Source organism: Citrobacter sp. RHB21-C05 (assembly GCF_013889015.1).
Classification (GTDB): domain Bacteria; phylum Pseudomonadota; class Gammaproteobacteria; order Enterobacterales; family Enterobacteriaceae; genus Citrobacter_A; species Citrobacter_A sedlakii.
The window spans coordinates 797,485-811,123 of record NZ_CP057611.1 but is presented as its reverse complement, the minus strand read 5'-3'; the positions used below and the strand labels follow the sequence as shown (position 1 = coordinate 811,123).

Genomic DNA, 13,639 nt, shown 5'->3' with positions numbered 1-13,639 from the left:
TCAGTTTTTTACACTTAAAAAACATTAAACACCAATACAAAAAATTAAAAAACACCACAAAAAAACCATCCAAAAGCCATTTATCCCGATGAGTCAAAATGGCCCCAATTGTCTCATAAATTGGGTGAAAACTGTGCAGAACCGGCAGTCGCACCATTCGGCTGAAATAGGGAATGCCTGGAAGGCACAACGACTGCCCATTTCGGTTCGTTACATCGATTTTGTTTAAAGGAAAACAACATGAAAATTAAAACACTGGCAATCGTTGCTATGTCAGCACTGTCCCTGACCTCCGCGGCGGCTCTGGCCGATACCACCACGGTGAACGGCGGTACAGTACATTTTAAAGGGGAAGTCGTTAACGCAGCCTGCGCCGTTGATGCCGGATCTGTCGATCAAACCGTTCGTCTGGGCCAGGTGCGTTCAGCAAAACTGGCGACGGCGGGGAGCACCAGTTCCGCAGTGGGCTTCAACATTCAGTTGGTTGATTGTGATACCAGCGTCGCCACCAAAGCGTCTGTTGCGTTCTCTGGCGCAGCGGTTGACGCCACCAACACCACCGTACTGGCGCTGCAAAACTCCGCAGCCGGTAGCGCAACCAACGTAGGCGTGCAGATCCTCGACAGCCAGGGCACCCCGCTGGCGCTGGACGGCGCAACCTTTAGCGCGGCGACAGCCCTGAATGACGGCCCGACCAACATCCCGTTCCAGGCGCGTTACTACGCGACAGGCGCTGCGACTGCCGGTATCGCAAACGCCGACGCAACCTTCAAAGTTCAGTACGAATAATCCCTCTGACAGGGACGCATTCAGGGCCAGGACGGCCCGTTATCCGCAACAGGACTGAGGTGATAACGATGCAATGGATGAAATCAGGTCTGCTGATCCTTCTGTTTCCCGTTTGCGCGCTGGCCGGGAACAAATGGAATGTGACGTTACCCGGCGGGAACTTACGTTTTCAGGGGGTCATTATCGCCGAATCCTGCCGCGTCGAGGCAGGCGACAGGCAGATGACGGTACAGATGGGACAAATCAGCAGTAATCGGTTTCATACGCCAGGTGAAGATACGGACCCGGTGCCTTTTGATATTCATCTTCAGGATTGCAGCACTTCGGTAAGCCAACGTGTCGGCGTGGCGTTTCATGGCGTAGCCGATGGTAAAAATCCCGACGTGCTCTCCGTGGGTGAAGGACCCGGGATCGCGACCGGGATCGGCATCGCGTTATTCGATAAAGACGGCAGTCTGGTGCCGCTTAACAGTCCGCCGCTGAGCTGGACACGACTTTATTCCGGGCCAACGACGCTGCATTTCATCGCGAAGTATCGTTCAACCGGACGCCAGGTAACCGGGGGGGCCGCGAATGCCCAGGCCTGGTTCTCTTTGACCTACCAGTAATTAACCCGCAGAGAAACGGAATACAGGAAACGACGGTGAGTATAACAAGGGTAAACATGAACAAAACATGGGCTATGACGCGCGGCCTGCTGGCCGGGTTACTGCTGGTCGCCACCCTGGGCGTGTCTTCTCAGGCTGACGCAGGCGTGGCGCTGGGCGCGACCCGGGTGATTTATCCGGCGGGCCAGAAACAGGTTCAGCTCGCCGTCACCAACAATGACGACAGCAGCACGTATCTGATCCAGTCGTGGGTGGAAAACGCCGACGGCGCGAAGGACGGACGCTTTGTGGTCACGCCGCCGCTGTTTGCCATGCAGGGAAAGAAAGAGAACACCTTACGCATTCTTGACGCGACCAATAATCAGTTGCCGCAAGACCGGGAAAGCCTGTTCTGGATGAACGTAAAAGCGATTCCGTCGATGGACAAGTCGAAGCTCAGCGAGAACACCCTGCAACTGGCGATCATTAGCCGCATCAAGCTCTATTACCGTCCAGCCAAACTGGCGATGTCGCCGGATGAGGCGCCAGCAAAGCTGCGATTTCGCCGCGCGCCGGGCACGCTGACGCTGATTAACCCGACGCCTTATTACCTGACGGTCACCGAACTCAATGCCGGCACCAGGGTACTGGAAAACGCGCTGGTCCCGCCGATGGGCGAAGCCCAGGTGAAATTACCGGCCGATGCAGGTCGCGAGATTACTTACAAGACCATAAATGATTATGGCGCGCTGACGCCGCGTATGACAGGCGCAATGCAATAACGAACGGGGAAACCAGCGAGATCCCCTGAACAAAAAAAGAACTGACAGCCGGGCGATTTCGGACCGGAGGGACTATGTCATATCTGAAATTTGGACTCGAACGTTTGGGGTCCCGGCGTAGGCGGTATGACGCCACGCGTTTGGCTGGCGCACAGGCGCTGCTCCCCTTTGCCCTTTTGCTTGCCTCGCACTCATTTTCCGCGCAAGCGGAGCTTTATTTTAACCCGCGTTTTCTGGCGGACGACCCTGCGGCCGTGGCGGATCTTTCCGGCTTCGAAAAGGGGCAGGAACTGCCGCCGGGCACGTATCGCGTGGATATTTACCTTAACAATGGGTATATGACCACCCGCGATGTCACCTTCAATGCCAGCGAAAATGGTCATGGGTTAGCGCCATGCCTGACGCGCGGCCAGCTTGTCAGTATGGGGTTGAACGCCGCAGCCGTCAGTGACATCAACACGCTGGCGGCTGACGCCTGCGTGCCGTTAACCGGGATGATTAAAGACGCCACTGCCCGTTTAGACGTGGGGCAACAGCGGCTGTACCTGACCATCCCTCAGGCCTTTATGGGAAGCCAGGCGCGCGGTTATATCCCGCCGGAAATGTGGGATAACGGCATCACCGCCGGGCTGCTGAACTACAACTTTACGGGTAATAATGTCGAAAACGATGTTGGCGGCAGCAGTCATTACGCGTATCTGAACTTGCAGAGCGGGCTGAATCTTGGCGCCTGGCGTTTGCGTGATAACACCACCTGGAGCTACAGCAGCGGCGGAAGTGCATCCAGTAATGAAAACAGGTGGCAGCACGTCAACACCTGGCTGGAGCGGGATATCACGCCTTTACGTTCACGACTGACGCTTGGCGACAGCTACACCAACGGCGATATTTTCGACGGGATTAACTTCCGTGGCGCGCAGTTGGCCTCTGACGACAACATGCTGCCGGACAGCCAAAAAGGGTTTGCCCCGGTGATCCACGGTATTGCCCGCGGGACGGCGCAGGTATCCGTCAAACAAAACGGTTATGAGATCTACCACAGCACGGTGCCGCCGGGTCCGTTCACCATTAACGATCTCTACGCGGCAGGCAACGGCGGCGATCTGCAGGTCACGATCAAAGAAGCCGATGGCAGCAGCCAGAATTTCACCGTGCCCTATTCGTCGGTTCCGGTGCTGCAACGTGAAGGCCATACCCGTTTTGCCCTCACCGCCGGGGAATACCGTAGCGGTAACGATCAGCAGGAAGAACCTAAATTCTTTCAGAGCACCCTGCTGCACGGGCTTCCGGCTGGCTGGACGCTGTATGGCGGCACCCAACTGGCGGATCGCTATCGCGCCTTCAATCTCGGGGTCGGTAAAAACATGGGAGAGTTGGGCGCGCTGTCGGTTGACGTGACACAAGCCAATTCCACCCTGCCCGATGACAGTAAACATCAGGGTCAGTCGGTCCGTTTTCTCTATAACAAGTCGCTCACCGATGTCGGCACCAACATTCAGTTGGTGGGCTATCGCTATTCCACGCAAGGGTATTACAGCTTTGCCGACACCACCTACAAGCGGATGAGCGGCTATGACGTGCAGACCCAGGATGGCGTGATTCGGGTGAAGCCCACGTTCACCGATTACTACAACCTTGCCTATAACAAGCGCGGCAAGGTGCAGGTCAGTGTCACTCAACAGTTAAGCCGCACCGCCACGCTCTATCTGAGCGGCAGCCATCAGACTTACTGGGGCAACGACAGCGCCGACGAACAGTTTCAGGCCGGACTGAACGCCGCCATTAACGACATCAACTGGACACTGAGCTACAGCCTGACCAAAAACGCCTGGCAGGACGGACGCGATCAGATGCTGGCCATCAACGTCAACATCCCGTTCAGTCACTGGCTGCGATCCGACAGCAAATCCGTCTGGCGCCACGCCAGCGCCAGCTACAGCATGTCCGACGATCTTAACGGTCGGATGACCAACCTCGCAGGACTGTACGGCACGCTACTGGAAGACAACAACCTGAGCTACAGCGTGCAGACCGGCTACGCGGGCGGCGGCGAGGGCAACAGCGGCGGCAGCGGCTATGCCGCGTTGAGCTATCGCGGCGGCTACGGCAACGCCAACGTCGGCTATAGCCGTAGCGACGGCATTAAACAGCTCTACTACGGCATGAGCGGCGGCGTGCTGGCGCATGCCAACGGCGTGACGTTCAGCCAGCCGCTAAATGACACGGTGGTGCTGGTGAAAGCGCCGGGCGCGGAAGGCGCGAAAGTGGAAAACCAGACGGGTGTCCGCACCGACTGGCGCGGTTATGCCGTTCTGCCGTACGCCACGGAATACCGGGAAAACCGCGTCGCACTGGACACCAACACCCTTGCGGACAATGTCGATCTTGACGACGCGGTGGTCAGCGTCGTGCCGACACACGGTGCGATTGTCCGTGCGGAATTTAAAGCCCATGTCGGGATGAAGCTACTGATGACGTTGATCCACAACGGCAAACCGGTTCCCTTTGGCGCAATGGTGACATCGGAAAGCAACCAGAGCGGCAGCATCGTTGCCGATAACGGCCAGGTTTATCTGAGCGGAATGCCGCTTGCGGGGCGCGTGCGGGTGAAATGGGGCGACGGCGCGAACGCCAGTTGTGCGGCGGACTACCGTCTCCCCGCCGAAAGCCAGCAACAGTTGCTCAGCCAGCTCACGGCGGTATGCCGTTAAGGACATGAAGATGAAAAAACGCTTTTACCTGCTGGTCGCGGTGCTTTCGCTGGTCGCCGCGAACACCCGGGCCGCTGACAGCACGATCACCATCAGCGGCTACGTCAGAGACAACGCCTGCGCCGTGGCGGGGGAATCAAAAGATTTCACCGTCGACCTGCTGGATAACGCCGCGAAGCAGTTCAGCAGCGTCGGCGCGACGACGCCGCTGGTGCCGTTTCGGATTGTGCTGTCCCCCTGCGGCAGTTCAGTAACCGCGGTGAAGGTGGGCTTTGTCGGCGTCGCCGATAACGACAACACCAGCCTGTTAAAGCTTGATAGCGGCGCGTCAGCGGCGGCGGGAATGGGCGTGCAGATCCTCAATGGCCAGCAGACGTCGCTGCCGCTCAACGCCGCTTCCTCCGCTATTCCGTGGACCACATTGACGCCCGGACAGCCTAACACGCTGAATTTTTACGCCCGTCTGATGGCGACACAGGTGCCGGTAACGCCGGGACACGTTAACGCGACAGCAACATTTACTCTCGAATTTCAGTAAGCGGAGGCTCTGATGAAATGGTTTCAATCCGGCTGGCTGTTAACGGTACTGCTGGCGGTCTCCCCAACGCCGCACGCCGCCGACGTGACCATCACGGTAAACGGCAAGGTGGTGGCGAAGCCCTGCACGGTCTCTACCGTCAATGCCACCGTCGATCTTGGCGATCTTTACACCTTCAGTCTGGTGTCTGCCGGATCGTCTTCAGCATGGCACAGCGTGGCGCTCGATCTCAGCAACTGTCCGGTTGGCACCTCGCGCGTGGTCGCCAGCTTCAGCGGTACGGCTGACAGCACCGGCTATTACAAAAACCAGGGCACCGCCAGCAATATCCAGCTCGAATTACAGGACGACAGCGGCAATACCCTGAACACCGGCGCAACAAAATCAGTACAGGTGGATGACGCCTCGCAGTCCGCCCGTTTTCCCCTGCAGGTTAGAGCGCTCTCGGTGAACGGCGGCGCGACCCAGGGGACGATTCAGGCGGTGATTAACGTGACTTATACCTATGCCTGAGCAGGAGAAAAAGTTGATGAAAAAAGTGTTCGCCCTACTTACCACCCTGCTGCTGTTGGGCTGGTCGCTCAACGCCTGGTCCTTCGCCTGTAAAACCGCCAACGGAACGACCATCCCCATTGGCGGCGGCAGTGCTAACGTCTATGTCAATCTCGCGCCTGCCGTCAACGTCGGGCAAAACCTGGTGGTGGATCTTTCAACGCAAATTTTTTGTCATAACGACTACCCGGAAAGCATGACCGACTATGTGACCCTTCAGCAGGGTTCCGCCTACGGCGGCGTTTTGTCGAGCTTTTCCGGTACCGTCAAATATAATGGCACCAGCTATCCGTTCCCGACCACCAGCGAAACCGCGCGGATCATCTACAATTCGAAAACCGATCAGCCGTGGCCGACCATTCTCTACCTGACGCCCATCAGTTCCGCTGGCGGGGTGGCGATCAGCGCGGGTACGCTTATCGCAAAGCTGATCCTTCGCCAGCGAAACGACAAAAACAGCGACGACTTTCAGTTTGTCTGGAACATCTACGCCAACAATAACGTGGTGGTGCCCACCGGCGGCTGCGACGTTTCGGCCCGCAACGTGACGGTGACGCTACCCGACTACCCCGGCTCTGTAGCAATCCCGCTAACGGTCTACTGCGCGCAAAGCCAGAATCTGGCGTATTACCTTTCCGGCGCCACCGCGGATGCCGCAAACTCGATCTTCACCAATACCGCCTCGGCCACGCCGGCGAAAGGAGTGGGCGTTCAGCTTACCCGCAACGGCAGCATCGTGCCCGCCAACAGTACGGTCTCTTTGGGTACGGTAAGCACCTCCGCCGTCAGTCTCGGTCTCACCGCCAACTACGCACGCACCAGCGGACAGGTCACGGCAGGCAACGTACAGTCAATCATTGGGGTGACGTTTGTTTATCAGTAACGCAGGCGGGTTACGACAGGATTATGTTCTGTCGCCCTGTGCGTTCGCTGCCGAGGGAGTGGCGAGAATGATGACGCCAGAGCGCGGGCATCTGACGCGTCTGCATCCGCAAACGTTGGTGATGACGCCGCTACCGGCGCTGGCGTCGGCACGCCGGATAGTGGTGTTTTTACCGGAGGATCCTCTCTGGCTGCTCACAACGCTGCAACAGGCGGCCCTTCTGCTGGATCAGGCCGCCACGCCGTTGCCGATGCTGATCCTCAGCCGCTGTCCGAATGGTTGGCTGTGGCACACGCTTCTTCATCTTGTCGCCGACCGCGCGTTGCTGTCCGAAGTGCGCGCCGCCTCGTCCGACCTGCCCGCCCGCTGTATTGCGGCGCTGCTTCGCGGTCACGCTTTACAGGCGTATCCGCCCCTGCCGACGCTGGCGGAAAAGGAGGCGTTGATTCGCCATAAACCCGCCGCCGGCCTCAGCAAACCGGAACTGATCACCATTCTCGATTTACTGCACGGCGCCAACATTGCGGAACGGGCGCTGCACCGTGGCGTGAGCCAAAAAACCCTTTATAACCAGAGAACTTCAGGACTGAAAAAGATGGCGGAACATCACCCGCAGCTGGCGGCGAATTTTCCCGGTCACCCGGTGACCGCGCAGAATAAAATAGACGGCGAAGATCTCTCTGCTTTTGAGCGTGAGTTTGTGCATGCAATCCACTGCCGGGATCTTTTTCCGGTTTTCCAGCCCATCGTGGATGACGAACAGCGGCTACAGGGTATGGAGATCCTCTCGCGCTGGCGGCGCGACGGGACGATTCTCCAGCCCGGCGCGTTTTTGCCAGAGATACAGGCCGACTATGCCTGGCTGGTGCTCACCGCCTTTGTTCTGCAGGAGGCCGTGCAGAAGATCAATCGCTATCCAGGCTCGTTTTATTTCTCCATTAACATACCGCGAGCGATTGCCGGTCACATCCATCTTCCCCGCATGCTGGAAACCGCACGTCAACAGTTGCGCCAGCCCCGACATGTCGACAGGCTGGTACTGGAATTTGCTGAAACCATCGATTTCCGGTTACAGGCTCACGCCGCCGCCAACATTGCAGAATTACAGCGGCTCGGTTTTCGTATTGCGCTGGACGACTGTTATTCGCAGGGTAGCGTGTTTTTTCCGGTCAGACAGATCCGCTTTAACGAATACAAACTGGATATGAGCATTGTTAACGAGATGCAGCACGATCCCCACGCGCTGGCGCTGATTAAAAGTCTGCATTATTACTGCAAGCTGACTGGCAGCCGCTGCGTTGCCGAAGGCGTGGACAGCGACGAAAAGTTCAGGATGCTGAAGGCGCTGGGTATCGATCGTTTTCAGGGCTACCTTATTTCCCCGCCGGTGAACGGAATGGAACTGGAGGCGTTGATGCTGCGAAAGCGCGAGGAACGGGACGTGTGTGAAGATAAAGCCGACGCATAAGGCGTCGGCCCATTGCGGCCTCATCCGTGGCGAACCTTGCGCGTGAGATAATCACGACCCGCAATGAAAATTCCTGGAGTGATGCCGATTCCCTTGTCCCGGCGCGGTGATGCGATAAAATCCCCCTCTTTGCCTCAGGAGTTGTTGCGTGAAACCGGAAAAGCGAGAACGTAGAATTTCCATCATGCCGCTCGGCAATCCTTTCCCTCCCCGTCACTGTTCCCTCTGTCCTAAAGGCACCGCGATTGACCGTAACAATGAACGAGGGTTGATCGACAAGAGAAGACGATTTGCGCCAGGCGATATCATCGCCTCACAGGGAAAACCGGCAGCGTCGCTGTTTGTTATTCATGAGGGGTACTGCACCGCTCAGGTAGAAATGAATAACAAGGCGGTGGTCAGTCGTTTCTTTCTGCCAGGCGACATCATGGCGCTCGATGCGATAAACGATGGACGCTATCTTTCGACACTTAAAGCCGCCACGGCTGCCGAGATATGTCATATCAATCTTTCCCGCTTACTTGAAACCGCCGCTAACGACCCTACGGTTGCGGCGTCGGTGATTAAATTTCTCAGCCATGACAGCGGCTTTATGGTGGAAAAGCTTCAGCGCTACGCCAATAAACATGCCGACGCGAAACTTGCCGCCTTTCTGGTGGAATTCTATGAAATGCATTTGCGAATTGGCCGTCCGGAAACGACGCTGCGTCTGCCTTATTCCCGTGAAGATATCGCCAGTTATCTGGAACTTAAAATAGAAACAGTGAGTCGGTCATTAAAAGCGCTTGAACACCTTGGACTCATTAGTCTGCATCGCGTCCGAACGGTCACGCTACATAGTTATCTGGGGTTAAAGAGTCTGCTTTAAAGGATTCCCGTCCGTCACGACACGGAGTGTTATTTTCTGCCCACCTCAAACTGTTTCTGACGTTTATAAATCTCTTGATCAGTAACAGCCTGCGACATAAAAACACGCGCAAATATCGGAATATTCTCCAGATCTCCCGAAAAACATAAGAATTTTCCTATCTTAAATAAAATTTATCATATTTTTAACAAAAAATAAGCATTTAAAAACGTTTGCGTTATAAATCTGTATCATTATGTTTTATAAGAAATTTCCTGGTCGTTGCGCTCACTGACTTTTTGATTTTAATCAAAAAGTCAAAACAGGCCAAAAATCTATTTCAGTGTTATTTTTAGAGAAAAAACCTAATACAAACTTCTCTGCCAAACAAAGATACTACACAAAACCCTTTATCGCCGTTATTGAATGGAAAATTCCTGGCTTTTTTATTATTCATAAAATTTATCGACTGTTGAGTACACATATATTTCAAAAGATAATTTTTATCGCGGCAATTGTTGTTCGCAAATAAAGGATCTGCTGGCTTCCATTTTATAAACAGACGCCCGCAGAGAATAAGTTCTTAGGAGAAGACAAAAATGAAAAAAATATTACTGGTTGCCTCTCTGGCTTCTGTTTTTGCGGCAGCAAATGCGACGGCTGATGTAACGGCCTCTGCGACCGCCTCATGGGATGCTACGGCAACGAAAGATACCAAAAGTATGCTGGTCGTTACCCCGCTTAATTCCCTGACCTTTCAGTACGCCGAAGGGTTAAATGCGTTTAATTCCCAGGACGGCGCGTTTGATATTACCATTCAGGGTCAGGACACCGCGACTGACTTTGAACTGACTGCTCAGGTTATTAGCAATACGCTGACCAACGCCAGCGGCGATGCGTCAACGCTTGACGTAGGCGTTGCGTGGAATGGCACCGCGCTTTCCAGCGCCAGCGAAACCGTTCTGGTCAATAAATCTAAAACCTCTGGCCTGGAAAACCTGCTGGCGGATGGCGCATACAATGGCACTGAGCGCGTCAGCGACCAGTCTAATTTCAAATTTACCATTGCTTCCGCAACGGTCGACGGCACCACCCCGGTAACCGACTATTCCACTCTGCCGGACGGCTACTGGAGCGGTGATGTGAAAGTTCAGTTCAACGCAACCTGGACGACGCCGACCACGACGCCTTAATCGTGATGATAACGAATTCGGGAGAGTACTCTCCCGAATTTTTCAGGGACAATTATCATGAAGAAATATTTTACCGCCGCTATTTTCACAGGTGTTTTAGCACCCTTTTCAGGTTGGGCAATTAATGTCGGTGATATCACGTCGATAATGACGTCCACGGAGAGTTCATTATCGAAAGAGATCACCAATACGACAGATTCCGCCCGCTTTGTTAGCGTCTCGGTAAAACAATTGTCATCGCCCCTTGCGGATGGCGTCGAGATTAAACCAGCGAATAACGGCGAACTGCTGTCCACACCCGCGAATCTTATCCTCCCTGGACAGGCGACGGATGTGTTTCGTTTTTTCTATAAAGGTCCGGAGGACGACACCGAACGCTATTATCGTCTGCAATGGGTTGACGAGCCGGTCAGTGAAAATGCTGAAACCAAAGCCAATAAAATGGCGGTAGCTACCGCTTCCGCACAGATTGGCACCATTCTGGTCGTCGCGCCGCGTAAAGAAAATTTTAATTACAGCCGCAGCGGTGACGTTATTAGCAATACCGGCAATGTCTCCTTTCGGGTCATCGCGTATGGCGCCTGTAAAGACAAGGCACGCGAGAATGGCAAAGGTTGCCGCGAGCGTTATTACGTCATGCCGGGAACAAAAATAAAACTGCAATATACCGACGTAAACCATTCACGTTCACATATTGGGATCTGGCACGGCAAGCGATTTATAACGGTCAAATAATACACCGTAATCGGATTAATACGGATAAATACTCTACACCGGAATGTAAGGAAGCGAATGACAATGAAATATTTTGTCAGGGGAAGCGTTACCCTTTTAATAGTGCTGACACCGATTATCGTTTATTCAGCGCCGACGAAAGTGGGTAAGTATATTATCCCAGGCGCTTTCTCGCGTTCTCTGGAACAGGGAATGACCGTTCCGGTTTATATTCGTTACAATGAGACTGACGAAAAAAGTCAGCAGAAAATTGCCGATGCGATCATCTCGCTCACGGATGGCAGCATTACCGTGAAATCAATTGCTATTGCGGAATTACCCGACAACGCCGTGTTATCAAGAAAAACCCGCATCATGGTGGAAGGCCTTCGCGATGTGAAATTTCGCGATAACACCGTTATCGATCTGTCGGCTGATGCACGCCTGAAGCTGAATATCGCCTCCTTTCATCTGGAAATGATTGTCAGTAAGGATGCGCTGACGGAGGCCATCGTTGCCCGAAGCAGTCTGCTTGGCCCCTCCAGCGTCGAGACGCTTTCGAACGTGCTGAACTACAACGTCGGGACGTATTACAACGATTATCGAACCGGCAACAGCTCGCGAAGCTATCTTACTATTGATAATACGGCCTCATTACGTGAGCACCATTTAAATATTAATGGCTCGTTCTATGGGATTGGCGACAGCAATAACACCAGCAAACTGTACCGTGCGATGTACGAACGCGACTACCAGGGCTATCGGCTGGCATTGGGTATGCTTGATACATGGAACGTGCAGTCGGTAGCCAGCCTGAACGCGCTAAATGGCGGTAAAATTTACGGCGTTAGCTACGGCAATAAAGGGAGTACGGTTATTGAGAAAAATTCCCTCTCCTTAACCCCAATTACCGTATTTTTGCCCGCGGCAGGTGAAGTCCACGTATTAAGAGAAGGGCGACTGCTGAGCGTACAGAACTTTAATATGGGCAGCTATGAAATCGACACCAGCCGTTTTCCTTACGGCGTATATGACGTCACGGTCGAGGTGGTGGTGAATGGCCGAACGGTAAACAGCCGCGTCAGCCGGGTGAATAAAATCTTCGCCCGACAGCAAACCGCCGGAATACAGGGGTTGAACTGGCAACTCTTCGGCGGCTCGCTGGATTACGATCGCGTGAGTTATAAACGCAATCACTACCGGGATGAAGGGAGTGAGCAAACCTGGATCGCAGGCGGCGCCGCATCAATGACGCTGGCCATTTTGTCTGGCTTAAATCTGAAAACGACCGTTTACGGTTTTGGCAACAATGCGGTCAACGAAACCGATGTGACGCTCAATGTGAATGAGTACGTTAGCCTCGGCAATCAGACGCTTGTCGCTAACGATTCTTCCTGGCGAAACGTCAGTAATATCAATGTGACGATCCCCGGTGGCTACGGGTCGCTGTGGGCGTCACGCGAGGACAGTAAAATTGGCGACCAGCTACCGGTCCAGGAGCGCGATAACTATTCTGTCGGCGGGACGCTTAATCTCGGAAAATTTATTCCCCACGGCGGTTCGTTAACGCTAAGCCAGACGGAAAATCGCTATTCTGGCAACAAGTACCGGAACCTGGATTACAGCACCACCCTGTATTCTGGCCGATACGCCACGGTAGGGCTCCGCGCCGGGATCCAGCGTTATTACTACAACAATAGAAATGATGATGGTCGGCAGGAACGCTACGTCAGCCTGGATTTTTCATTACCTCTGGCTTCCTGGTTAAGTATGGGCGTTTCGCGGGACCGCTACGGCAGCACCCAGGGGAACCTCAGCGCGCGCAAACAGTTTACTGAAGGCGCCATCCGGTCAGTTGGGCTGTCTGCTTCGACGCGCCTGAGCGGCGAACAACATTACGATAATAATTATTCGCTTAACGGTAATATGAGTTACGCCACGAAATACAATTCCGGAATGCTGTCCGTTACGCGCGCAGCGGATAATTCGACGAATATGAACTTTTCGTCACAGGGGTCGGTGGCATGGAGCGGGAAAAACGTGGCGCTGAGCCAGGAACGCCAGCGCGCAGGGATCATCGTCAACACCGATTTGGCTGGCGAAGGGCAACTGGCGGCCAAAATTAACAATCGTCATTATCTCCTGAGCGGTAAGTCAAACTTCATCGCCCTGCCGCCCTATGCGCAGTACAGAATGGAAATACTCAATGACAGAAATTCAGAAGACAGCTTCGATATTGTTTCCGGGCGTACCCAGGAATTGACGCTTTATCCGGGCAACGTCGGCGTGATCAATCCGGAAATAAAAAGCATGGTTACGGTATTTGGCCGCATCCGCTACCCGGACGGCCAACTGGCGACGAATACCGATATTCATAACCATATCGGCAAAACGCGCACCGACGCAAAAGGTGAATTCGCCATTGATATCGATAAAAAATATCCAGTAATCACTCTTGTTTCGGCGAATGGCAGCCTGTGTGAAGCCGATCTCGATCTGGACAAAGCGCGCGGCGCGGCATGGGTAGGCGACGTGAAATGTACGGCGCAAACCTCAATGGCACAACGGTGAGGCT

Annotated in this window: 12 protein-coding genes; all 12 read left to right on the top strand. The window is 54.3% G+C overall.

The annotated features are described in order from the left end of the window. Positions 1 to 240: 240 nt before the first annotated feature. The 12 genes from fimA (at position 241) to HVX72_RS03815 (ending at position 13,635) form a co-directional block, all read left to right on the top strand. Positions 241 to 789: a type 1 fimbrial major subunit FimA gene (gene fimA / locus HVX72_RS03870; RefSeq protein ID WP_042292073.1), complete on the top strand. Its 549-nt coding sequence runs from the start codon at positions 241 to 243 to the stop codon at positions 787 to 789. Between the two features lie 68 nt (positions 790 to 857). After that, a complete protein-coding gene (locus HVX72_RS03865; RefSeq protein ID WP_181822576.1) occupies positions 858 to 1,397 on the top strand; it encodes a fimbrial protein in 540 nt (179 codons plus the stop codon). Between the two features lie 35 nt (positions 1,398 to 1,432). Beyond that, entirely contained in the window at positions 1,433 to 2,158 is a 726-nt protein-coding gene (locus tag HVX72_RS03860; protein ID WP_120714867.1) for a fimbria/pilus periplasmic chaperone, read from the top strand. Between the two features lie 74 nt (positions 2,159 to 2,232). Next, positions 2,233 to 4,869, top strand: a complete 2,637-nt coding sequence (locus tag HVX72_RS03855; protein ID WP_181822575.1) for a fimbrial biogenesis usher protein — start codon at positions 2,233 to 2,235, stop codon at positions 4,867 to 4,869. Between the two features lie 10 nt (positions 4,870 to 4,879). Beyond that, a complete protein-coding gene (locus HVX72_RS03850; RefSeq protein WP_060569460.1) occupies positions 4,880 to 5,407 on the top strand; it encodes a fimbrial protein in 528 nt (175 codons plus the stop codon). A 12-nt stretch (positions 5,408 to 5,419) separates the two neighbouring features. Next, the gene (locus HVX72_RS03845; protein ID WP_042292085.1) at positions 5,420 to 5,920 is read left to right on the top strand and encodes a fimbrial protein; all 501 of its coding nucleotides are present in this window, start codon (positions 5,420 to 5,422) and stop codon (positions 5,918 to 5,920) included. Positions 5,921 to 5,936: 16 nt separating this feature from the next. Then, positions 5,937 to 6,842 carry a fimbrial protein gene (locus tag HVX72_RS03840; RefSeq protein ID WP_042292364.1) on the top strand — a complete coding sequence of 302 codons (906 nt, stop codon included), beginning with the start codon at positions 5,937 to 5,939 and terminating at the stop codon, positions 6,840 to 6,842. 67 nt (positions 6,843 to 6,909) lie between these two features. Further along, a complete protein-coding gene (locus HVX72_RS03835; protein ID WP_082636772.1) occupies positions 6,910 to 8,310 on the top strand; it encodes an EAL domain-containing protein in 1,401 nt (466 codons plus the stop codon). A gap of 148 nt (positions 8,311 to 8,458) precedes the next feature. After that, the gene (locus HVX72_RS03830) at positions 8,459 to 9,178 is read left to right on the top strand and encodes a Crp/Fnr family transcriptional regulator (RefSeq protein ID WP_042292087.1); all 720 of its coding nucleotides are present in this window, start codon (positions 8,459 to 8,461) and stop codon (positions 9,176 to 9,178) included. Between the two features lie 578 nt (positions 9,179 to 9,756). Next, positions 9,757 to 10,350 carry a common pilus major fimbrillin subunit EcpA gene (locus HVX72_RS03825; protein ID WP_181822574.1) on the top strand — a complete coding sequence of 198 codons (594 nt, stop codon included), beginning with the start codon at positions 9,757 to 9,759 and terminating at the stop codon, positions 10,348 to 10,350. Between the two features lie 57 nt (positions 10,351 to 10,407). Continuing rightward, on the top strand, positions 10,408 to 11,085 hold the full coding sequence (locus HVX72_RS03820; RefSeq protein WP_181822573.1) for a hypothetical protein: 678 nt from the start codon (positions 10,408 to 10,410) through the stop codon (positions 11,083 to 11,085). Between the two features lie 57 nt (positions 11,086 to 11,142). Beyond that, complete coding sequence (locus tag HVX72_RS03815) at positions 11,143 to 13,635, top strand: CS1-pili formation C-terminal domain-containing protein (RefSeq protein WP_042292093.1); 2,493 nt, start codon at positions 11,143 to 11,145, stop codon at positions 13,633 to 13,635. The last annotated feature ends 4 nt before the right edge of the window (positions 13,636 to 13,639 follow it).

Bases quoted from the DNA above. Each gene is read 5' to 3' on its own strand.
- fimA (WP_042292073.1), top strand. From the start codon at position 241: ATGAAAATTAAAACACTGGCAATCGTTGCTATGTCAGCACTGTCCCTG.
- HVX72_RS03825 (WP_181822574.1), top strand. From the start codon at position 9,757: ATGAAAAAAATATTACTGGTTGCCTCTCTGGCTTCTGTTTTTGCGGCA.
- HVX72_RS03840 (WP_042292364.1), top strand. From the start codon at position 5,937: ATGAAAAAAGTGTTCGCCCTACTTACCACCCTGCTGCTGTTGGGCTGG.
- HVX72_RS03855 (WP_181822575.1), top strand. From the start codon at position 2,233: ATGTCATATCTGAAATTTGGACTCGAACGTTTGGGGTCCCGGCGTAGG.
- HVX72_RS03850 (WP_060569460.1), top strand. From the start codon at position 4,880: ATGAAAAAACGCTTTTACCTGCTGGTCGCGGTGCTTTCGCTGGTCGCC.
- HVX72_RS03815 (WP_042292093.1), top strand. From the start codon at position 11,143: ATGACAATGAAATATTTTGTCAGGGGAAGCGTTACCCTTTTAATAGTG.
- HVX72_RS03865 (WP_181822576.1), top strand. From the start codon at position 858: ATGCAATGGATGAAATCAGGTCTGCTGATCCTTCTGTTTCCCGTTTGC.
- HVX72_RS03835 (WP_082636772.1), top strand. From the start codon at position 6,910: ATGATGACGCCAGAGCGCGGGCATCTGACGCGTCTGCATCCGCAAACG.
- HVX72_RS03820 (WP_181822573.1), top strand. From the start codon at position 10,408: ATGAAGAAATATTTTACCGCCGCTATTTTCACAGGTGTTTTAGCACCC.
- HVX72_RS03845 (WP_042292085.1), top strand. From the start codon at position 5,420: ATGAAATGGTTTCAATCCGGCTGGCTGTTAACGGTACTGCTGGCGGTC.